Genomic DNA, 19,941 nt, shown 5'->3' with positions numbered 1-19,941 from the left:
AACATGCGATATGGTCGTGCGGAAAGTTCTTGAGGCGGTATCGAGCACGAAAGAGGACGCGCGAGCATGACGACAACGGTGCCGGACGAGCGGACCGGAGAGTTGGAGCCGATTCCGGAGCGGCCGTACCCGAAGCGCCGTGATCCCAAGGGGTCGTGGATGTTCGACATGATCAAGACCACCGATCACAAGAAGATCGGGATCATGTACATGATCACGGCTTTCGTGTTCTTCCTGATCGGCGGCCTGATGGCCCTGTTCATGCGTGCGGAACTGGCTGTCCCCGGGATGCAGTTCCTCTCGAACGAGCAGTTCAACCAGTTGTTCACCATGCACGGCACGATCATGTTGCTGCTGTACGCGACGCCCGTCGTTTTCGGCTTCGCGAACTACATACTTCCGCTGCAGATCGGTGCCCCGGACGTGGCGTTCCCGCGTCTGAACGCATTCGGGTTCTGGCTCTTCACTTTTGGTGGTCTCATCGTTCTCGGCGGATTCCTCACGCCGGGCGGCGCTGCCGACTTCGGTTGGACCGCGTACACCCCGTTGTCGGGTGCGGTGCACAGTCCCGGCGTCGGCGCCGACCTGTGGGTCTTCGGTCTGACGGTCGGTGGCCTCGGCACCATTCTCGGTGCGGTCAACATGATCACCACCGTGATCTGCCTGCGCGCACCAGGCATGACGATGTTTCGGATGTCCATCTTCACGTGGAACATCTTCATCACCAGCATTCTGATCTTGATGGCGTTCCCGTTGCTGACCGCTGCGTTCATGGGTCTGTTCGTCGACCGTCACCTCGGTGGACACATCTTCGACCCTGCGTCGGGTGGAGTTCTGTTGTGGCAGCACCTGTTCTGGTTCTTCGGTCACCCCGAGGTGTACATCATCGCGCTGCCGTTCTTCGGTATCGTCTCGGAGATCTTCCCGGTCTTCAGCCGTAAGCCGATCTTCGGGTACACCGGATTGGTCTATGCGACACTGGCGATTTCAGCTCTGTCGATCGCGGTGTGGGCTCACCACATGTACGCGACGGGTGCTGTTCTCCTGCCGTACTTCTCGTTCATGACGTTCCTGATCGCCGTGCCGACAGGTGTGAAGATCTTCAACTGGATCGGCACGATGTGGAAGGGGCAGTTGACCTTCGAGTCGCCGATGCTGTTCTCGGTCGGCTTCTTGATCACCTTCCTGTTCGGTGGTCTGTCGGGTGTCATTCTCGCGAGCCCGCCGATCGACTTCCATGTCACCGACACGTATTTTGTCGTCGCCCACTTCCATTACGTGGTCTTCGGTACGGTCGTGTTCGCCACGTACGCCGGTATCTACTTCTGGTTCCCGAAGATGACCGGTCGCATGATGGACGAGCGTCTCGGCAAGTGGCACTTCTGGACCACGTTCGTCGGTTTCCACGGCACGTTCCTCGTTCAGCACTGGCTCGGCGGCGAGGGGATGCCGCGTCGCTATGCCGACTACCTGCCCTCTGACGGGTTCACGGTGCTGAACTCGGTGTCCACGATCTTTGCCTTCGTGCTCGGTGCCTCGACGCTTCCGTTCATCTGGAACGTTTTCAAGAGCTACCGCTACGGCGAGGTGGTCACCGTCGACGATCCGTGGGGTTACGGAAACTCGCTGGAGTGGGCAACCACCTGCCCGCCGCCGCGTCACAACTTCACCGAGTTACCGCGCATCCGCAGTGAGCGTCCGGCGTTCGAGCTGCACTACCCGCACATGGTGGAGCGAATGAGGGCGGAAGCGCACGTGGGTCTCACCGGGCAACCCACGTCGACGTTGGAGAAGAGTGACGATCGTCGCCAGATTGATTAGTGCAATAATAGTTGCTGCACTAATTAATCTGATAATATCGGAGTCATGACGACGAAGGCTCCGCAGACGCAGATGGATGATCCGCTGGCTCTCGACCGGCAGGTGTGCTTTGCACTTGCGGTCGCGAACCGGGCGGTGCTGTCCGTCTACCGGCCACTGCTCGAGCCGATGGGCCTCACGCATCCCCAGTACCTGGTGATGCTGGCACTGTGGGGAAAGTCGCCGATGGCGGTCAAGGAAATCGGGCAGGCACTGCAACTCGATTCGCCGACGCTGTCGCCGCTCCTCAAGCGACTCGAGGCGTCCGGGCTGATCACGCGAACCCGTAGCCGCGCCGACGAACGGCAACTGGACGTGGACCTCACCGAAGCCGGTGTGGCACTGCGCGCGGAGGCGGAGAAGATCCCGCCGGCGGTTGTCGCGAAGCTCGGCGTCAGCCTCGCCGAACTCGAAGAACTCCACAACGTTCTGACGCGGGTCAACGAGGCCGCGCTCCGCGCCGGAGCCTTGGACCAATGAGAGAAATGTGATGACTGCATCCGAAAGAAACGTGATGACTGCGTCAGTACCGTCGATGCGTACCGAACAGGTGACTTCCGTGACTTCCAAAAAGCAACGTACGAGCCCGAATCCTCTTCAGTGGTTGGGTTATTCAGTGGGGCGCAAGCTGCCCGATTCGATGCAGGACTGGGTACGAAACGACCTGATCGGTGACTGGGCCGTGCCGCGTCACCTGATCCGAAGCATGGTGCCGTTCATTCCAGTGTTCGCGGCTTTCATGCTCTTCCCCGGACCGTGGGCCCTGCGGGCATCGATGGTGCTGCTCGGAGTGCTTCTGGCACTGTTCTATTCGGTCTCCTACATGGCTCAGAACAGGTCGCGTCGCCTCGAGCGTCACGGTTTGCCTTCCGACCTCGAGAACCCGAAGAAGATCTCGCGCCACGACGCCGAGAAGGCCGCCTACGAGAAGTTGCACGGCGGCCCCGCGACGTAGACACCTCGGTCACAAGCCGTGGAGGGCGCTGCCGCCGTTCAACTCGCAGACGCGTTGCTCCACGGTCGCCGAGAAGCCCCCTTCCGGCTCGGTCGAACGAAGAGCCGATTCGACATCTTGCTCGACCAGATATCCGTTGATCGCGATTGCCGCGGTCGAACCTGCCGCCGCAGCATTGATTACCTGGGCGCGAGGGTCGACGACGTTGCCGGCGCCCCAGATACCAGGAACACTGGTGGCGCCGGAACGATCGACAGCCACGAATCCCGTGGGGCTGGTTTTGCAGCCGAGTCGCGTCAGATGTGCGTCGTTCGGAACGAAACGCGGCGCAACGAACAGTGCTGAGCGCGCAACAAGTTGGCCGTTGTCGAGTTCGACGGCTTTCAGTTTGCTTTTCTCGCAGACCAATCCAGATACCGATCCGTCGGCAACCGTCACTCCTCGGGCAGCCAGTCGCGCGCGTTCGTCGGGGGTGAGCGAGATCTTGTCGGGGAAGAACGTCACATCCGACGACCACTGTCGGAGTAGAAACGCCTGGTGAAGTGACATCTCGCGAGCGTCGCCGCCGAGAACGCCGATCGGTTGGTCGCTGATCTCGTACGCATGGCAGTACGGGCAATGGAGCACGCTTTGTCCCCAAAGCTCCTGGATGCCTGGTATTTCCGGGAGTGAATCCCGTAGACCGGTGGCAACCAGCGCAGTACGAGTTTCGAGCGTCGTGCCTCCTGAAAGTTCGACGACAAAGCCGGGTTCGATACCGCGCCAGGAGATGTCGACTACGTCATCTTGTGTCAATTCCACTCCGTACGTCTGCAATTCGCTGCGTCCGACGGCGAGCAACTCACGTGGCGCCATGCCGTCGCGCGAGAGGAAGCCGTGCATGTGTGCTGCCGGTGCGTTGCGCGGTTTGCCGGAATCGATGACGGCGACCGAGCGCCGAGCACGACCCAACACCAGGGCTGCGCTGAGTCCGGCGGCGCCACCGCCGACGATCACGGCGTCGAGGATCTCAGTTTCAGTGTGTGTTCGCATGAGCACAGATTGCTCGCGGAGGGGGTTCTTCAGCAACTAATGTTGCCATTTCTGGGAATCGTCGTCAGACTCGGCACCATGAATGTCAACGGTCCGCACATCGATGCCGCCATCTCGCAGATCGGCGCGCGCCTCAAACGCATTCGTACACAGAGGAACGTCACGCTCACAGCGCTGTCCGAGTCCACCGGTATTTCGAAGAGCACCCTGTCGAGGCTCGAAGCGGGGGAGCGTCGCCCGAGCTTGGAGTTGCTGCTTCCGATCGCGCTTGCCCACCAAGTGCCGTTGGACCAACTGGTGGCGGCACCGCAGGTCGCCGATCCACGCATCCAGAGTGCGCCTCGAAGCGTCAGTGGGCGAACGGTATTGCCGCTGACTCGGCAACCGGGTGGGTTGCAGGCATTCAAGATGACCATCCCGGCAAGCCAGACGGAACCGGATCCCCAAGTGCACGACGGCTACGAATGGCTGTACGTGTTGTCGGGGAGGTTGCGGTTGGTGTTGGCCGATCACGACATCGTGATGGGTACGGGTGAAGCTGCTGAATTCGACACCCGAAACCCGCATTGGTTCGGCAGTGACGGGCGCGGCCCGGTCGAGGTACTGAGTCTGTTCGGCCCCCAAGGAGAACGCATCCACGTTCGGGCCAGGCCTTCGGCGAAGTGACGGACAGTCATACTTTCATTCGATGCTGCCGGAAGCGAAGAGGACAGTGAGGGTCTGTGCGAATCGAAATTGACGACCTGAGTCGGGATGCGGTCCGTGCTCTACTCACCGAACATCTCGCCGACATGCACGCGACCTCGCCCTCGGACAGCGTTCACGCGCTGGACGTCACGGGGCTGATGGATATCTCTGTGACCATGTGGACGCTGTGGAGCGAAGGTGACGAGTTACTCGGTTGCGTCGCGCTCAAGGAACGGTCGTCGGCGGGCGGCGAGATCAAGTCGATGCGAACGTCATCGGCAGCAAGGGGGCGTGGCGTGGGAACGCGACTTCTTCAACACGTCGTGGACGAGTCGAGACAACGAGGTTACCGGCAACTCGAATTGGAGACCGGTACGCAAGAGTTCTTCGATCCAGCTCGCCGGTTGTACGCGAAATTCGGGTTCGTGCCTTGTCCACCGTTCGGGAACTACCGCGAAGACCCGAACAGCGCATTCTTCCTTCTCACCTTGTGAGCAGCTCGCACGCTACAGCATCTTGGCTGTGATGCGTCGTACTGCACTGTCGGGGTCCATGATTGCGGTGTCGAGCACCAGCCGTTCCGTAGTCCACGGCTCGTAGTCTCGATCCAGAATTTCCTGCCACGTCGGTAGTACGAGATCCGGGATGTCGACGACTCGCCGTTCAGCGCGTCTGCGATGCTCGTCGGGATCCGAACAGATGACCTCGACACCGAGCAGGCGCGCCGAATTGTGTTGTGCGGTAGCGGACCAGGCGGTTCGTGTCGCCTCGACGGGGTTGACGCATTCGACCACGACCGAAAGTCCCAGTCGCAATTGTTCGGCGGCGAGCGCGTACCCGGTGATGTATCCAGCGGTCCCGGACGCGTCAGCGATACCGCTGCGGATCAGCGTCTGTTCGATGGTATCGATCCGCACGAAGGGGATTTGGTGACGCTGCGCAAGCGCCCGCGCGATCGTCGACTTGCCGGTGGCCGGCAAACCACCGATCACGACGAGCGTTGCGCGGGTCGATGGCTGGGGGTTGTGTCCGGCATCCACCATCCCCGAAATGTACGGGGCGTTGTCGATTTACGTGAACTCGCCCCGTACTCTGCTCAGTTCGAGATCGCGAACTCTCGTGCTTCGAACGCCAGATCGTCGGCGGCGGATTCCATTCGTGCCGTCGCGCGGTTGGGTGCTGTCAGCACTGCGACAATCGGAACTGCCAACGCCAGCAGGCCGAGAACGAAGACAGGGAAGAGGAACGAGAACACTTCGAGTCCCTGTGGCGCCGGGGCTGCCGCGTCGTGAACAACCTCGACAGCGGCCATTCCGGTGTAGTGCATACCGACGACGGCGATGCCCATGATGATTCCGGCGACAAAACGCAGAATCGTGGACTCGAGCACCATGGTGAACCACAGTGCAGCGGTTCCGGCGACGACTGCGATGAGAACCGACAGTGCAACGAAGAGCAGGTCGTAGTGGATCTCGCCCTGAAAGCGCAACGCGCGCATACCCGTGTAATGCATGATGTTCACGGCGAGACCGGTTACCACGCCCCCGATCAGAAGCCGCGTCCAGCGAAATTCGGTCCCGATGATCAGCAGGCCGACAAACACGGCCCCTACTGAGATGATCGCGGAGATCACGGTCCATCCGAGGTTGTATCGAATGGGACTGCCGGGGACTGCGAAGCCGAGCATGGCGATGAAATGCATGAGCCAGATGGCGACGCCACCGATCGACAAGGCAGCCATGGCGAGCCATCGCATGCGTGTGGCGGTTGTCGTCGCCGACGCTGAATGCCTGGTGCACGCCAGGCCGACTACCGACCCGACCACGGACACGACGTAGGCGAGTCCGAGCAGCCAGATTCCCATCGAGAAATGGTGCATTTCATCCGACATGCCAGTTCCTTTCGGCGACGATTCGCATCTGGTGATTCATCTAGACGACTGCTTCAGCTGCAAGTCGTTCGAGGGAGTATTCGGTGACGGCGATCAGCGCGCGTTTGGCTGATTCGCGGTTTCGGGCGTCGATCTCGATCATGGGAACCCGGTTGGGTAGAGCCAACGCCTGGCGGAGATCGCTCGCCGAATGGATTGGCGCGCCGTCGAAACGGTTGACCGCCACGATGAACGGGAGGCCTCGCGCCTCGAAGAAGTCGACTGCGGCGAAGCTGTCTTCCAGGCGACGCGTGTCGACCAGAATGACCGCACCGATCGCACCGGTGATCAGGTCGTCCCACATGAACCAGAAGCGGCGCTGTCCCGGGGTTCCGAACAGATAGAGGACCAGGTCGTCGGCGAGAGTGATGCGCCCGAAGTCCATCGCGACCGTCGTGGTGCTCTTGTCGGGAGTGGATCCGAGATTGTCGATACCGTCGCTGGCGTCGGTGACCATGGCCTCCGTGCGAAGGGGGACGATTTCGGAGACGGTCCCCACAAGTGTTGTCTTGCCAACACCGAAACCCCCGGCGATCACAATTTTTGTCGATTTCACGCGAGACGATGAGTCAGAGTGCCCGAAGTCCACTGAGGGTCCTTTCGATCAGTTCGCGTCGCTCGACTCGAGATGCGTCGCTTCGCAGAGTGGCATGTATTTCCAGTGATCCGGCTACTACGAGGTCGGCGACCAGTACCCGCACGACTCCGATCGGAACACCCAGGTGGGCAGCGATCTCGGCAACCGAGATCCGCTGCTCGCAGAGTGCGACGATCGATGCACGAATATCCTGCGGTGCAAGATTGTTCGAGACCGCGTCTTCGATCGTCGCGATGATCGCTTCGAGTGGGAGGTCGATGGACGGCAGGGTCCGACCTTCGGTGAGCGCGTACGGCCGGACCAAGCTCGGTTCGGCGTCGTCGTACTCGGATTGATGGTGAGGCATCGAACTCAAATACCCTGCGATGTTCTCGGGGCAATGTCCATGGTGGTGCCGACGCGATCGACGAGAGTCGCCATTTCGTAACCGATCTGGCCGATGTCGCATCCGGCGACAGCGAGAGCAGCAAGGTAAGCGCCACTACCGACGCCCATGAGAAGCAGGTAGCCGTTCTCCATCTCGACGACGGACTGCATGACGGCTCCACCGTCGAAGAGGCGTGACGCCCCCGCGGACAGGCTGGCGAGTCCGGAAGTGACAGCGGCTAATTGATCGGCCCGATCGAGCGGAAGATGTGTGCTCGAGGCCGTCAACAACCCGTCGGCTGAGACGATGATCGCGTGACTCACACCCGGCACGTCTCGGGCAAAAGCCGATACCAGCCAGTCGAGTGCGCGGGGAGTCTCTTGGGCTCCGACAGTGTTCACTGTTCTCCTTCGTCGTTGTGCAACATCGTGGACGATTCGAAAGACTGTCCGCCATCGGGCTGATGGTCGGCGGCGCGCCGACGCCCTCGTTGTACTCCGGATTGGTAACTGCTCCAACCACGTTGGACGTCCGCCGGATTGGATGCATGGCGCTGTGTCGTTCCACCTCTCCCGACTGCGCCGGGAACCAGGCGGGCTCCGCGGTCTCGAATGGGAAGTCCGGAATCGGCGATCTTGGTGACCGGCATCTCGAACGAGGTCCGAGCGGCCAGCCAGCCTTGATCCGCGTCGGTGGTCCACGCACTGCCGGTGGAAGCAGCTGACGTCTCCGCCGTCGGGTCCACGAGCCACTCGGACACCATCCGGGCGAAAATCGGCATCGTGGTCGGGGCAGCGAGTACGCCGTTCGAGTTGCCGTCTCCCGCGCCGTCAGCGCGCGCCGATGCGCGAGCAGAGAGCCCGTCACGGGTGCGCGAGGAGAAGAACGCCGCAGTGTTTGTCGGCGTCGGGGCTGAGAGCCGGTGCCGTGGCGGCGGGGTTGTCGACGGGTGTGGACCCACCGGGATCTCGGGACCCTGTGCCGGCGAGGTGAATTCCGGCGACGGAGTACGCACGGGAAGGGACGTCGATGCGCTTGTGCCTTCGGGATCGGGCAGAGGAGCGAAGGACGACACGGAGGTGGCGGGTGCAGCAGTGGTCGGAGTCGAGGTACTGACCGCCGGTACTCCACTTGTGCCCGGAGTGCGACGTGGCAACCCCGAAGGCGCTGTTGTCGTGGGAATGGATTGCGGTGTGATCGGGGCGAACGTCTCAGTCCGGTCGGTGCTGTTGCTGGGCGTTCGACGCGGGAGATCTGCGAAACTTCTGGTCGCAGGCTGCGGGGGTGCCAATTCGGTCGGGACGGGCTGTGACCAGGACGGTTCAGACGGTGCGGGCGGCGGAGTCCGATCGAGCGTGGGCACGGGTCCGGTTCGCGGCGTGCGGATCTCGGGTCCCCGAGAAGAATCGAGTATCGACGTCGGTAGGAGCACCGTTGCGGTGATGCCGCTGTGCGTCGACGACGTTGCCGTCGGGCGCAGGCGCACAGAGATGTTGTAGCGACGACTGATTCGGCTCACGACGAACAAACCCATGCGACGCGCTGTATCCGAGCTCATCTCGCCGCCGGCGGCGAGGCGCTCGTTGGCATCGAGGATATCGGCAGGCGACATGCCGATACCGAGATCTGCGATCTCGACGATCATGGAGCCGTCGATGGTGCGGGCAGCGTTGATGGAGACGGTGGTCTCCGGCGGGGAGTACCGCAGAGAATTGTCGAGCAGTTCAGCGATGAGGTGAACGACGTCCGGGGCAGCATGACCGGTGACGACTCCGGGCGGTATCTGCCCGAGTTCGACGCGTCGATATTCCTCGACGCCTGATACCGCCGCACGAAGGATATCGCCGAGAGCGACGGGGGCGGTTCTGGCGCGGCGTACATCGGTTCCGGCGAGAACCAACAAGTTGTCGCCGTTTCTACGCATTCTCGCGGCGATGTGGTCGAGCCGGAACAGATTCTCGAGGCGACGAGGGTCGTCTTCGTCCTGCTCCAACTGTTCGATCAAACCGAGTTGCTGGTCGACGAGGGACTTGTTACGCCTCGACAGCGTTTCGAACATGTCGTTGACCTGGCGCCGCAGGGTGGCCTGCTCGCCGGCCAGCGTGATGGCCTGACCGTGCATGTCGTCCACCGCGCGTGCAAGCTCGCCGATTTCCTCGTGGGTGCGGATCGGTACACGGGCGAAGTCGACGTCGTCGATACTGGCACCTGCGCGAATTCGTTCGATCGCGTCGGGGAGTCCGCGTCGTGCTGCTTGCAATGCGGCAAATCGCAGCCGACGGATCGGATCGATGAGCGATCGGCTGATGACGAGGGCGATGGCCAGTGCCAGCAGGACCGCGCCGAGCACGATTGCAGTGTCACGAAGTGCTGCGGTTCGTGCTGCATTGGATTCAGCGGTGACGGTATCGCCGAACTCGGTGACGGTGGTGTCGGTCAGGCTGTTGTACTGGTCGTTTCCGGATTTCAGATCGGTACCGACGCGGCTCCCCAGAGGAGAGGTCGACGGGGTTGATCCGAGTGCGTTGATCCGGTTCTGAGCGGAGTTGCTGAGGGTCCGGACGGTGTCGTTGCTCCCGTCGATGGCGAGAATGTTGTTCAGAGCGACCAGTTCGGCACCGGCGGCACTGACCATCGAGGTACGAGCCTGCTGGTCCGGATCACCTGAGCCGAAGAGGATTCGTTGTTCGGCCAGTGCTCGTCGCGCATCCCAGAGTGCTGAGAGTCGGCCACCCTCTTCGCGCAGCGCCGGACGCTGAGAATGCTCGACGACGCTGGTGAAGGTGCTCGAGAGTGCGCGAGAGACTTCGCCGACCCGCGAAACCAAGCGTGCGGGAGCCACCGCGCCGGCGGCGACCTCTTCCATGATGGAACGGCTCTCTGCGAGCGCCGAAGTCACTTGGTCGTTGAGGTCGTCGTCGGACTGGAACGCGCGCGCGGCGTCGACCAGTTGATCCATTGCGTCCGAAACCGCTTGTGTGGCGGGGCCGGTGTCAGTGCGTGCCGATGCGGCTTCGGCGAGCTCGTACAGCGCGGATTCGAGATTGATCGCGGCGGGCACAGCGAGGGCGCGCTCGGACGAGGAACTCAGCTGTGCGGCTTCTTCGAGTTCCGTCTGAACGCGAAGGGCTCCGAGGACGACGGCGACGATCATCGGCAATGCGAGAACGGCGATGACCTTCCATCCCAGGCGCCATTCGCCGATCGACCACCAAGAGGTTGTCGTGTGTGAATCGTGTTTCATGCGGAACATGGCCCCTTCACGTCAACCCTCCGTGGGTCATTGCCCGAACCCCTTCGATCCGGTTTGACCAGAAGGGGTAGTTAGCTGAACGGTAACAGACTGTTCGCTGGCTCGCTACATCCCAGTTGGCTTCTTGGATCGCCGATGACTATATCCGGGTTGTAAGGCCAGGTGAAAGGGTAAACGGACAAGTGCGGCGAATGGGATAGCCGGAAAGTCCAATTTGGTAGCTCGGCGAGCGGTGCTGCCCGGGAATTCGTGGAACTCACGGCAAGCATCTGGCTCGTGTCCCGACATCGAGGACACGTCCGAACGAGGCGCACACGCATGTCAGAATGTGGAAACCGCACCGATGACCGAATTGAACTTGGAGCCATAGTGAGTGGAACTGCTCGCGACGCGTTGCGCGCGATCGCCGAACTGCTCGCCCCTGACAGCGCTGTTGTCATCGATCGTGTGACTCTCGCGATCGACCAGCCGGAACGGTATGTCGAAGTACAGAACGAGTTGTACTCACAGACGCTCGAGAAGCCGCACCCGGAAATGGCGTGGTTTGCTCTCGTCGACGCATTGCACGAACAAGAACGCCTGGTCTGGGTGGATTGGAACGAGGGCGCTGCCGAGGTTCTGGGTCAGCTGCGAGTGCTCACGTCGGCGCCGGCAGGATCGTGGGAGTGGGCGGACAGTCTTGCCATGGGCTTCGATCGAGCTGCCGGACTCGAATCGCTTCTCGCCCGTATCGTCGACAACATCACCGATACGGGCGTTTCACTTGCCTGGCTCGACAGCGACAGCGATACGTTTCTCCTCGCGCTCGTCCCGAGTGTTCACGGTGCAACGCTCGTCGAACTCGCGCTGGCAACCGGGCACTGCGTGCGCGTGTTCTAGAGTCTCAGCGTTTGCCGAGCAGGCGGCGCAATCCTTCGATTCGATCGCTCAGTCTGGGTGGCGTGCGCTCGGGATCCATCAGTGCATTTTCAGCGAGCACGTGGTCTTCGCCGTCGACTGTGTTCCGGTCGAATTCGCGCAGACTGCGAGCGTCGGAGGTCGAGAGAGCGCGAACCGTCGACAACAGTGACTGCTCGCCCAACGCGTCGTCGACTTCTTCCTCGGTGACGTCGAGGTGCTCGCTGAGTAGGCGGCGCCTCAATCCGATGATCGAGGCGCGCAACTCGACATCTGCGTCGTCGTCGGATTCGACGGCGATGTCGCACTCGGTGTCGAAGCCCATCGAACGGTTGTTGAGATTCGACGACCCGATTCGCAGGAGGCGATCGTCCATCACGAGAACCTTGGCGTGTACGTAAATAGGTGCGCCAGAAGAGGTCACGGGATAAAACGCACCGAAACGGTCGTGGATATCGGCCGACCACAGCAAATGCAGCAGGTCGTGGCGTGCCCCGTCCATCGCCTTTTGTTCGAGCCATCCATCGGCATTGCGGGGAATGACCAGAACGATTTCCGGCCCGTCGGCCTCACGTAGACGCGCGGCAATCGCCTCGGCCAGCGTGCGTGATGCGAGGTACTGGCTTTCGATGTACAGCGTGTGTTCGGCGCCGGCGATGGCCGCGAGATACAGCGCCTCGATCTCACGAACCTCCGCGCGCTCGCCGAGTTCCGGCAATGTTCTGGCGACGGCTACGTCGACCACCCGCAAGGTGGGAGCCAAATTGACGGGCCATGGAGTAGTAGTGCTCTTGACCGGTGTCAGATCCTCGCCGGTTGCGGATTTCCAGCGTGCCCGCGCCAATTCGCCGATGGCCGCAGCCGCATTGCCGTCGACCGCCGTGGTTGCGTCATGCCAAGGGCCGTAACGCCTTCCGCTCGGCGTGATTCGATAATCGTTTCGGTCGACGTGATCCGAGGTGTCCCAGCGGTCCACAGTCATGTCGATGCCGCCGCAGAACGCCAGAGCGTCGTCGATGACGATGATTTTCTGATGGTGCGCCGCACCAACCGGGTGGGCGCCGTCGATCTCGAACCGTAGGCGCTCGTCGGTCAGCCAGTTGGACACGAAGACGGGAGTCATACCGCGGCCGATTGCGGTGAACGCGCCGATGTTCCATTTGAGTACGAGGATTTCGAGGTCGGGTTTCTCGCGGACGAGCCAGCGGAGGAACATTCCCAACCGGTTGGGGCCGTCGAGAGTCTGCTTGCCTGGTTCGAGTTTGATGCGCGTGTCGAAGTCCCAGCCGATCAACATGATTCGCTTTTCAGCCTGCAGCATTGCGGACTTCGCATGATGAAAGTAGTCAGCGGCGTCGACGATGCAGGCAAGATTGTCCGCCGGTTCGATGCGCCAGCAGGTTTCGCCCGGAACAAGGATTCTGTTCATTCGCCGATTCCCAGGTACGCGGTCAGTTCGCGCGCTGCCGCTTGGCCGGCGCGGTTGGCTCCGATCGTCGACGACGACGGTCCGTATCCCACCAGGTGCACGCGAGGGTCGGCTTCGACCTGCGTGGCGAGGCGCCCGGTCATCGGGATTCCGCCACCCGGTCCGCGCAGGTGCAACGGCGCCAGGTGATCGAGTGAGCTACGAAAACCGGTGCACCACAAGATGACATCGGCGTCGGCGACGGTACCGTCGGCCCACTTCACGCCGTTCGGAAGAATTTCGGAGAACATCGGCAGTCGATTCATCACACCACGCTCACGTGCTGCCCGGATGGCAGGCGTCACGGGGAGGCCGGTCACCGAGACAACGGATCCCGGTGGCAGGCCGCGTCGTACACGATCTTCGACCATGGCAACCGCAGCGCGGCCGATGTCCGGCGTGAACGGCTCGTCGCGGAACTCGGGTTCGCGCCGCGTCACCCAGGTAGTGGTCGTGACGCGTGAGATCTCGTCGAGCAGTTGGACGGCCGAGATCCCGCCGCCGACCACGACGACATGTTTGCCTTCGAACTCGGCAGCGGTTCGATAGTCCTTCGTGTGCAGTTGTCGGCCACGGAACGACTCGGCCCCGCGATAGTGGGGGATGAAGGGCCGCTCCCAGGTCCCCGTCGCGTTGATCAAGCCTCGCGCCGCGAATACTCCCCGGTCGGTCTCGATCCGCAGGCGCTCTTCCCTCGGACACACCACTCGCGTGTGTACCGGGCGGTGGACGGGAAGTTCGAATTGCTTTTCGTACAGTTCGAAGTAGTGGGGGACCGCCACCGATGCAGGCACCTGTTCGGCGTCTGTACCGGTGGTTTCCGCGAAGGACATTCCCGGGAGGTCATGGACGCCGTTGACGGTGCTCAGTGTCAGGCTCGGCCAACGGAACTGCCACGCCCCGCCCGGCCCCGACGCATGATCGAGCACCACGAACCCCGATTCGGGCTCGATTCCGAACTTGCGCAGGTAGTACGCGGCGGAGAGTCCGGCCTGTCCGGCGCCGATCACCACCACGTCAACCGGGTGTGGTTGCTGTGCGGCAAGGTCGTCTGTACTCATCGGTAATCTAACCTCCTGATGTACAGAACTTAGCTGCAGAGAAGTATGCGGACGGTATCGGCGCCTCGGAACATCCCTGTGTCGAGCCTTCCAGAAACGAAAGTGAGCGGACATGATCGGGTTCTCCCGTGACGGCAACGTCGTGACCATCGAGTTGCAGCGTCACGAGCGTCGTAATGCGCTCAGCGCGGAACTCTGCATCGCAATACGGGACGCGATGAACGCGGCGGTAGCCGAGCACGCGCACGTCGTCGTCATCACCGGTGAGGGATCGGCGTTCTGTGCAGGCGCGGACCTCTCCGGCGACGTCTACATGGAGGGCTTCACCGATCGCCTGTTCGAGATGCTTCGCTCTATCGACACGGCGCCCATCCCCGTCATCGCTGCCGTCAACGGTCCGGCTATAGGCGCGGGCACGCAACTGGCCATCGCGTCGGATCTTCGCGTCGTGGCGCCGAGCGCTCGCTTCGGAATCCCGGCCGCCACCCTCGGTGTCTCGGTGGACAAGTGGACGATGCGTCGGCTCGCGTCGCTGGTCGGCGGCGGTCCCGCGCGCACCATTTTGCTCGGCATCGAACAGATCGGCGCCGAAGAAGCCTTCACTCGCGGCCTCGCCAACAAAATCGGAACCCTCGACGACGCTCAGGAATGGGCACACCGCATCGCGAATCTCGCACCGCTGTCGTTGCGGCACATGAAGATGGTTCTCAACGACGACGGCACCATGGAGGAGCAGTCTCCCGAGCAGCTCGACGCGCTTCACGCCGCCTGGCTCAGCGAGGACGTCCAGGAAGCCCGCGCTGCCCGCATCGAGAACCGCCCTCCCGTATTCAAGGGTAAGTAAAGCTGGTTGCAGGGAAAACAGGCGCCGGGCACGCAGGGCAGATAGTGGCTACGCTCGTCTGAATGAAGAAGACGACGGTTCTCGGAGTTGCTGCTGTTGCCGCGGCGACGGGGTGGGTGGCGCGAGCCGCATGGGGCATCCCGACGCAGATCGGGGCCTCGCGAAACACGGTGCAACCGTATGCGGCGATGTCCCCGCGATACCGGGACCGCCAGTTCCACAACTCGGAGCCCAGCAGCACACTGGTTCCGGGCACCGATGTCGGAATGTTCAAGTCGATGGCCACGCGAGGGTCGACGGGTCGGCCGCGTCGGCCGATTCCGTTGGCCACTCCGCTGGCACCGGCGGCAGCCGGCGACGCGGCGGTGACGTGGTACGGCCATTCGAGCGTTCTCGTCGAGGTCGACGGCTACCGCGTTCTCGCCGATCCGGTGTGGAGTGAACGCGTATCACCCTCGGCCACAGTAGGTCCCGCGCGCATGCACCCCACTCCGGTGGCTTTGACCGAACTGCCTGCAGTGGATGCGATAGTCATCTCTCACGATCACTACGACCATCTCGACATGGCTACGGTCAAGACCCTGACTCGTACACAGACCGCTCCGTTCGTCGTGCCGATCGGTATCGGGGCTCACCTGCGGCACTGGAAGGTGCCCGAGAACCGGATCGTGGAATTGGACTGGGACGAGTCGACAAAAATCGACGACCTGGTCCTCACGTGCACGGAGGCTCGTCACTTCTCCGGTCGTGGCCTCGTCCGGAACACGACGCAGTGGGCGTCGTGGGTATTCGCCGGGCCGAAGCACCGGGTCTTCTTCGGTGGTGACAGCGGATACACATCGCGTTTCGAACAGCTGGGTGAAACCTATGGGCCTTTCGATCTGACGCTTCTCCCCGTCGGTGCGTACGACGTGCGCTGGCCGGACATCCACATGAATCCGGAAGAGGCAGTGCAGACGCACATCGACCTCAACAAGGGCGACGGGTCGCGCGGTGTCTTCGTCCCGATTCACTGGGCGACGTTCAACCTCGCGTTTCACTCGTGGTCGGAGCCGATCATTCGCCTCGACGAGTCGGCCGCAGATGCGGGCACAACAGTGTCGGTCCCGATGCCGGGCGGCAGGATCGACGCGTTGTCACCGACACCGCCGTCGAAGTGGTGGATACCGCTGGGCTGAGCGGCGAAGTGTCGCGGACGTGGTTGCCTGTCGAGTCGCACCCTGATTAGTTGCTCCGGGTGCGTAATCTTTGACCATGGCTCACGAGCACACCAGTTCAGAAGAGACAGCAGTGGCGGTAGCGCCTGAGCGATTGCCGGACGACGTCGACGTCGCCCGCGGCCTGACCGCCGATCAGGTTGCAGCAAGGATCGCGTCGGGACAAACCAACGATGTACCGGATCGGGCGTCTCGCTCGGTCAAGGACATCATTCGCGGCAACGTCTTCACTCGCATCAACGCGATCCTGACCGTGTTGTTGGTGATCGTGCTCGCGACGGGCTCGATCATCGACGGCATGTTCGGGTTGTTGATCATCGCGAACAGTGGCATCGGCATCATCCAGGAGATCCGCGCCAAGCGCACGCTCGACGCACTGGCCATCGTGAGTCAGGCCAAGCCGATGGTCAGGCGTGACGGCGTCGCCGTGGCGATGGCACCCAAAGATGTTGTGCTCGACGACATTATCGAACTCGGATCCGGCGACCAGATAGTCGTCGACGGTGAGGTGGTCAGTTCGGCCGCACTCGAGGTCGACGAATCGCTGCTCACCGGTGAAGCCGATCCGGTTCACAAGGCGAGCGGCCAGCAAGTGTTGTCGGGCAGTTTTGTTGCCGCGGGCAGCGGTGCATACCGCGCCACCAAGGTCGGCGGCGATGCATACGCGGCCAAGCTGGCCGAAGAGGCGAGCAAGTTCACCCTCGTGCATTCCGAACTGCGTAGCGGCATCGACAAGATCCTGAAGTTCATCACCTACCTGATGATTCCGGCGGGTGCGCTGATCATCTTCAATCAGCTCTTCACGATCGGCCTGCCGATCCGACCGGCACTCAACGGCATGGTGGCAGCTCTGGTTCCGATGGTTCCCGAAGGCCTTGTGCTCATGACGTCCATTGCATTTGCGGTCGGTGTGATCCGGTTGGGCAAGCGCCAGTGCCTCGTTCAGGAGTTGCCGGCGATCGAGGGTCTGGCCCGTGTCGACGTGGTGTGCGCGGACAAGACCGGAACGCTGACCGAGAACGGTATGCGGCTGTCCGAGGTCGACGTCGCACCGGGTGGATCGGGGGAGACTGCGGTCAAGTCCGCGTTGAGCGCGATGGCCGCGTCCGACCCTCGCCCCAACGCGAGTGTCCTGGCGATTCGCGAGTCTCTCTCCGACGACTCCGGGTGGGGTGAAGCGACAGCGGTGGCGCCGTTCTCCTCGGCGAAGAAGTGGAGCGGCCAGTCGTACGGCAGTCACGGCAACTGGGTACTCGGTGCCCCGGACGTGCTGCTCGATCCCGACTCGGAAATGGCCCGCAAGGCCGAGGAAGTGGGATCGAGCGGACTTCGTGTCCTCATGCTCGGCAGCAGCGACCTCCCCGTCGACGACGCCGACGCCCCTGGCACCGTCACCCCCGAAGCTCTGGTCGTGCTCGAGCAGAAAGTGCGCCCGGACGCCCAGGAGACGTTGGAGTACTTCGCCAGCCAGAAGGTCGCGGTCAAGGTCATTTCCGGCGACAACGCGGTTTCCGTCGGCGCCGTTGCCGGATCCCTCGGACTCGAAGGCGGCGACCGTCCCATCGACGCGCGAGAGCTGCCGAGCGATCAGGAAAAGCTGGCGGACACTCTCGACGGAGCAACGACGTTCGGTCGAGTGCGACCGGATCAGAAGCGGGAAATGGTCGCGGCCTTGCAGTCTCGCGGACATACCGTCGCGATGACCGGTGACGGCGTCAACGACGTGCTCGCCCTCAAGGACGCCGACATCGGAGTCTCGATGGGTTCGGGCAGCCCGGCTACCCGAGCCGTGGCCCAGATCGTGCTGCTGGACAACAAGTTCGCGACGCTCCCGTACGTCGTCGCGGAAGGCCGCCGAGTGATCGGCAACATCGAGCGTGTGTCGAATCTGTTCCTGACCAAGACCGTCTACTCGGTGGTGCTTGCGTTCCTGATCGGCATCACCGGCGTCCTGTCCCAGGTCTTCGACTTCGAACCGCTGCCGTACCCGTTCCTGCCCCGCCACGTCACGATCGCAGCGTGGTTCACGATCGGTATCCCGGCCTTCATCTTGTCTCTGGCACCCAACAACGAGCGCGCGCGAACCGGTTTCGTCTCGCGCGTGATGCGTCTGGCGTTGCCGTCGGGCCTGATCATCGGCATCACCACGTTCATCTCCTACGTATTGGCTTACCAAGGCCCGGACCAGACGGAAACCCAGAAGATCCAGGCCGGAACCAGTGCGCTCATCACGTTGATCATGATCGCCGTGTGGGTTCTGGCCGTCGTGGCTCGGCCGTACGTCTGGTGGAAGCTCGTTCTGATCGGCGGGTCGGTGGCCGGATACCTCATCCTGTTCGCGCTGCCGTTCACCCGCGAGTTCTTCAAACTGGATCCGAGCAACGTCGCTGCGACGACGCTCGCGATCACCCTCGGCGCGATCGGCGTTGTACTCGTGGAACTCTCGTGGTGGATCAGCGCACGCCTGCACGGGGAGAAACGAAAGATGTTCGCGACACCCGACGACCTGCCCGGCGAGCATCACCATGCCCACAGTGAGTGAGTAGTTTCAGCGCCTGAACATCTGCACCCAGGCAATGCGATCGCCGCCGCGCTTCTTGGCTCGGTACATCGCATTGTCTGCGTGCTCGATCAGTTCGTTTACAGCTCGATCCGGTAAGTCCGTCTCGGGACTCAGATAGACGCTGACGCCGGTACTGGCGGACACAGGATAGGGATCGGAGTCGGACGAGACCGCCGAATGTATCTCGGTGGCGACCCGCTCGATATCTCCTCGATCGACTCCGCGCAGGACGACGAACTCGTCTCCACCGATTCGAGCCACCACCGCATCGGGTCCGGCGGCAGCGAGGAGGCGGTCGGCGACAGCGGTCAACGCGTCGTCGCCCGCGACGTGGCCGTGTGTGTCGTTGAGGTTTTTGAACGAGTCGACGTCGATGAGTAGTGCGATCAGAGCCTGCGTTCGATCACTGCGCAGCAGATGCTGTGCCTCGTCCTGGAGTCCGCGGCGATTGAGTGTCGCGGTGAGGTAGTCCCGGTGGGCGTTGCGTGCGTCGTCGGTCAGGCGCAGCCAGACGATCTGCAGAATCCATGCGGTGGAGAAAACCACACCGGCAACCATCAGATAGAGATTCACGACCACCCAGTCGTCGTTGACCGGCTCGGACATCGCCATGGCAGCGAGCGTCGTGCAGACAGCAAGAGCCCAACCGATGTGGCTGATGGCAACGCGAGGGCTGTGAACTATCGCCGCATAGAAGCCGATCATGATGAACAAGATGCAGCCGATGGTTCCGACGAAAGCGGTGCGCACGGCGAAGAAGAGAGTGACGGCGAGCCACAGGTCGGCCCAGACGACAAAGGCCACGGATTGTCGCCAAGTTGGCCACGATTCATTACGCGCCCAGCGGTAGCCCGCATAGGCGCCACTGATAGTTCCGAGGGCGAAGATCGACCGCGCCAGGGCGGTGTCGGAACCGAAGCGGCTCAACTGCATGGTCGCCGCGATCAGGGCGAAGAGAAAACACCACACCGCGACTAATTTGCGTCCGGGAACGGTCAGCCCGCGAGTGTCGAGGAATCGGGGGAGCCAGGTGTAATCGGTGCGATCCGACCACCACCGGGACAGCAGTTCACGCGTGGGGTAGGGGTCGCTCCCCGTCCCGCGCAGTCCTGCATTCAAACCGGGCACCTGTCGATGTCGATGGGTGGTCAATCAGCTATTGGCGGGTTAACGCTACCTCGAGTTGCGCACGGCTCGAACGCACGGACC

Annotated in this window: 19 protein-coding genes; 9 read left to right on the top strand and 10 right to left on the bottom strand. The window is 62.4% G+C overall.

From position 1 onward, the window contains the following. Nucleotides 1–66 precede the first annotated feature (66 nt). The 3 genes from ctaD to AOT96_RS02940 are packed head-to-tail and all read left to right on the top strand — an operon-like array spanning nucleotide 67 to nucleotide 2,815. Nucleotides 67–1,821 (top strand): aa3-type cytochrome oxidase subunit I, encoded by a 1,755-nt coding sequence (gene ctaD / locus AOT96_RS02950; protein WP_046379038.1) that lies wholly within the window; start codon nucleotides 67–69, stop codon nucleotides 1,819–1,821. Between the two features lie 45 nt (nucleotides 1,822–1,866). Continuing rightward, the gene (locus AOT96_RS02945; RefSeq protein ID WP_003939892.1) at nucleotides 1,867–2,340 is read left to right on the top strand and encodes a MarR family winged helix-turn-helix transcriptional regulator; all 474 of its coding nucleotides are present in this window, start codon (nucleotides 1,867–1,869) and stop codon (nucleotides 2,338–2,340) included. Nucleotides 2,341–2,374: 34 nt separating this feature from the next. Next, entirely contained in the window at nucleotides 2,375–2,815 is a 441-nt protein-coding gene (locus AOT96_RS02940; protein ID WP_223304421.1) for a DUF5313 family protein, read from the top strand. A 9-nt stretch (nucleotides 2,816–2,824) separates the two neighbouring features. Here the strand turns inward: AOT96_RS02940 and AOT96_RS02935 are convergent, their stop codons facing one another. Continuing rightward, complete coding sequence (locus AOT96_RS02935) at nucleotides 2,825–3,853, bottom strand: NAD(P)/FAD-dependent oxidoreductase (RefSeq protein ID WP_065351274.1); 1,029 nt, start codon at nucleotides 3,851–3,853, stop codon at nucleotides 2,825–2,827. 33 nt (nucleotides 3,854–3,886) lie between these two features. Here AOT96_RS02935 and AOT96_RS02930 point away from each other — a divergent pair, with 33 nt between their 5' ends. Together AOT96_RS02930 and AOT96_RS02925 are read left to right on the top strand one after the other, a co-directional pair. Further along, nucleotides 3,887–4,513 (top strand): helix-turn-helix domain-containing protein, encoded by a 627-nt coding sequence (locus AOT96_RS02930; RefSeq protein ID WP_007727793.1) that lies wholly within the window; start codon nucleotides 3,887–3,889, stop codon nucleotides 4,511–4,513. A gap of 56 nt (nucleotides 4,514–4,569) precedes the next feature. Next, nucleotides 4,570–5,028, top strand: a complete 459-nt coding sequence (locus tag AOT96_RS02925; RefSeq protein WP_065351273.1) for a GNAT family N-acetyltransferase — start codon at nucleotides 4,570–4,572, stop codon at nucleotides 5,026–5,028. A 12-nt stretch (nucleotides 5,029–5,040) separates the two neighbouring features. On the opposite strand, the gene AOT96_RS02920 is transcribed toward AOT96_RS02925, so the two are convergent. From AOT96_RS02920 to AOT96_RS02895, 6 genes are read right to left on the bottom strand one after another with little or no spacing between them, the layout of a single operon-like run. After that, on the bottom strand, nucleotides 5,041–5,577 hold the full coding sequence (locus AOT96_RS02920; protein WP_042921407.1) for an AAA family ATPase: 537 nt from the start codon (nucleotides 5,575–5,577) through the stop codon (nucleotides 5,041–5,043). 53 nt (nucleotides 5,578–5,630) lie between these two features. Continuing rightward, on the bottom strand, nucleotides 5,631–6,425 hold the full coding sequence (locus AOT96_RS02915) for an MHYT domain-containing protein (RefSeq protein WP_003939865.1): 795 nt from the start codon (nucleotides 6,423–6,425) through the stop codon (nucleotides 5,631–5,633). Between the two features lie 40 nt (nucleotides 6,426–6,465). Beyond that, a complete protein-coding gene (locus tag AOT96_RS02910) occupies nucleotides 6,466–7,053 on the bottom strand; it encodes a GTP-binding protein (RefSeq protein ID WP_003940118.1) in 588 nt (195 codons plus the stop codon). Next, nucleotides 7,034–7,408: a DUF742 domain-containing protein gene (locus tag AOT96_RS02905; protein WP_007727785.1), complete on the bottom strand. Its 375-nt coding sequence runs from the start codon at nucleotides 7,406–7,408 to the stop codon at nucleotides 7,034–7,036. Before AOT96_RS02905 ends, AOT96_RS02910 begins: the two co-directional genes overlap by 20 nt. A gap of 5 nt (nucleotides 7,409–7,413) precedes the next feature. Beyond that, on the bottom strand, nucleotides 7,414–7,830 hold the full coding sequence (locus tag AOT96_RS02900; RefSeq protein WP_003940329.1) for a roadblock/LC7 domain-containing protein: 417 nt from the start codon (nucleotides 7,828–7,830) through the stop codon (nucleotides 7,414–7,416). Further along, entirely contained in the window at nucleotides 7,827–10,673 is a 2,847-nt protein-coding gene (locus tag AOT96_RS02895) for an ATP-binding protein (RefSeq protein ID WP_231917388.1), read from the bottom strand. The genes AOT96_RS02900 and AOT96_RS02895 overlap by 4 nt, the downstream gene beginning before the upstream one ends. A gap of 378 nt (nucleotides 10,674–11,051) precedes the next feature. Between AOT96_RS02895 and AOT96_RS02890 the strand changes: the two genes are divergently transcribed. Next, nucleotides 11,052–11,561: a DUF6630 family protein gene (locus tag AOT96_RS02890; protein ID WP_042451123.1), complete on the top strand. Its 510-nt coding sequence runs from the start codon at nucleotides 11,052–11,054 to the stop codon at nucleotides 11,559–11,561. 4 nt (nucleotides 11,562–11,565) lie between these two features. Here the strand turns inward: AOT96_RS02890 and AOT96_RS02885 are convergent, their stop codons facing one another. Together AOT96_RS02885 and AOT96_RS02880 are read right to left on the bottom strand one after the other, a co-directional pair. Next, complete coding sequence (locus tag AOT96_RS02885) at nucleotides 11,566–13,008, bottom strand: phospholipase D-like domain-containing protein (RefSeq protein WP_065351271.1); 1,443 nt, start codon at nucleotides 13,006–13,008, stop codon at nucleotides 11,566–11,568. Next, nucleotides 13,005–14,108: an NAD(P)-binding domain-containing protein gene (locus tag AOT96_RS02880; protein WP_054188849.1), complete on the bottom strand. Its 1,104-nt coding sequence runs from the start codon at nucleotides 14,106–14,108 to the stop codon at nucleotides 13,005–13,007. The genes AOT96_RS02885 and AOT96_RS02880 overlap by 4 nt, the downstream gene beginning before the upstream one ends. A 112-nt stretch (nucleotides 14,109–14,220) precedes the next feature. Here AOT96_RS02880 and AOT96_RS02875 point away from each other — a divergent pair, with 112 nt between their 5' ends. The 3 genes from AOT96_RS02875 (at nucleotide 14,221) to AOT96_RS02865 (ending at nucleotide 18,711) form a co-directional block, all read left to right on the top strand. After that, the gene (locus tag AOT96_RS02875; protein ID WP_003940192.1) at nucleotides 14,221–14,952 is read left to right on the top strand and encodes an enoyl-CoA hydratase; all 732 of its coding nucleotides are present in this window, start codon (nucleotides 14,221–14,223) and stop codon (nucleotides 14,950–14,952) included. A 62-nt stretch (nucleotides 14,953–15,014) separates the two neighbouring features. Continuing rightward, on the top strand, nucleotides 15,015–16,130 hold the full coding sequence (locus AOT96_RS02870) for an MBL fold metallo-hydrolase (protein WP_007727770.1): 1,116 nt from the start codon (nucleotides 15,015–15,017) through the stop codon (nucleotides 16,128–16,130). A gap of 76 nt (nucleotides 16,131–16,206) precedes the next feature. Next, nucleotides 16,207–18,711 (top strand): cation-translocating P-type ATPase, encoded by a 2,505-nt coding sequence (locus tag AOT96_RS02865; RefSeq protein ID WP_003940410.1) that lies wholly within the window; start codon nucleotides 16,207–16,209, stop codon nucleotides 18,709–18,711. A 6-nt stretch (nucleotides 18,712–18,717) separates the two neighbouring features. On the opposite strand, the gene AOT96_RS02860 is transcribed toward AOT96_RS02865, so the two are convergent. Continuing rightward, nucleotides 18,718–19,860: a GGDEF domain-containing protein gene (locus tag AOT96_RS02860; RefSeq protein WP_042451115.1), complete on the bottom strand. Its 1,143-nt coding sequence runs from the start codon at nucleotides 19,858–19,860 to the stop codon at nucleotides 18,718–18,720. Nucleotides 19,861–19,941: the final 81 nt, after the last annotated feature.

This window comes from Rhodococcus sp. 008 (assembly GCF_001682295.1).
GTDB lineage: Bacteria > Actinomycetota > Actinomycetes > Mycobacteriales > Mycobacteriaceae > Rhodococcus_F > Rhodococcus_F qingshengii.
The sequence above is the reverse complement of the archived record's forward strand: the minus strand, read 5'-3'. Positions and strand labels throughout refer to the sequence as shown.

Coding starts and splice junctions, on each gene's coding strand:
- AOT96_RS02880 (WP_054188849.1), bottom strand. CDS start 14,108: ATGAGTACAGACGACCTTGCCGCACAGCAACCACACCCGGTTGACGTG.
- ctaD (WP_046379038.1), top strand. CDS start 67: ATGACGACAACGGTGCCGGACGAGCGGACCGGAGAGTTGGAGCCGATT.
- AOT96_RS02865 (WP_003940410.1), top strand. CDS start 16,207: ATGGCTCACGAGCACACCAGTTCAGAAGAGACAGCAGTGGCGGTAGCG.
- AOT96_RS02915 (WP_003939865.1), bottom strand. CDS start 6,425: ATGTCGGATGAAATGCACCATTTCTCGATGGGAATCTGGCTGCTCGGA.
- AOT96_RS02930 (WP_007727793.1), top strand. CDS start 3,887: ATGTTGCCATTTCTGGGAATCGTCGTCAGACTCGGCACCATGAATGTC.
- AOT96_RS02870 (WP_007727770.1), top strand. CDS start 15,015: ATGAAGAAGACGACGGTTCTCGGAGTTGCTGCTGTTGCCGCGGCGACG.
- AOT96_RS02875 (WP_003940192.1), top strand. CDS start 14,221: ATGATCGGGTTCTCCCGTGACGGCAACGTCGTGACCATCGAGTTGCAG.
- AOT96_RS02940 (WP_223304421.1), top strand. CDS start 2,375: ATGACTGCGTCAGTACCGTCGATGCGTACCGAACAGGTGACTTCCGTG.
- AOT96_RS02945 (WP_003939892.1), top strand. CDS start 1,867: ATGACGACGAAGGCTCCGCAGACGCAGATGGATGATCCGCTGGCTCTC.
- AOT96_RS02895 (WP_231917388.1), bottom strand. CDS start 10,673: ATGAAACACGATTCACACACGACAACCTCTTGGTGGTCGATCGGCGAA.
- AOT96_RS02905 (WP_007727785.1), bottom strand. CDS start 7,408: ATGCCTCACCATCAATCCGAGTACGACGACGCCGAACCGAGCTTGGTC.
- AOT96_RS02920 (WP_042921407.1), bottom strand. CDS start 5,577: ATGGTGGATGCCGGACACAACCCCCAGCCATCGACCCGCGCAACGCTC.
- AOT96_RS02885 (WP_065351271.1), bottom strand. CDS start 13,008: ATGAACAGAATCCTTGTTCCGGGCGAAACCTGCTGGCGCATCGAACCG.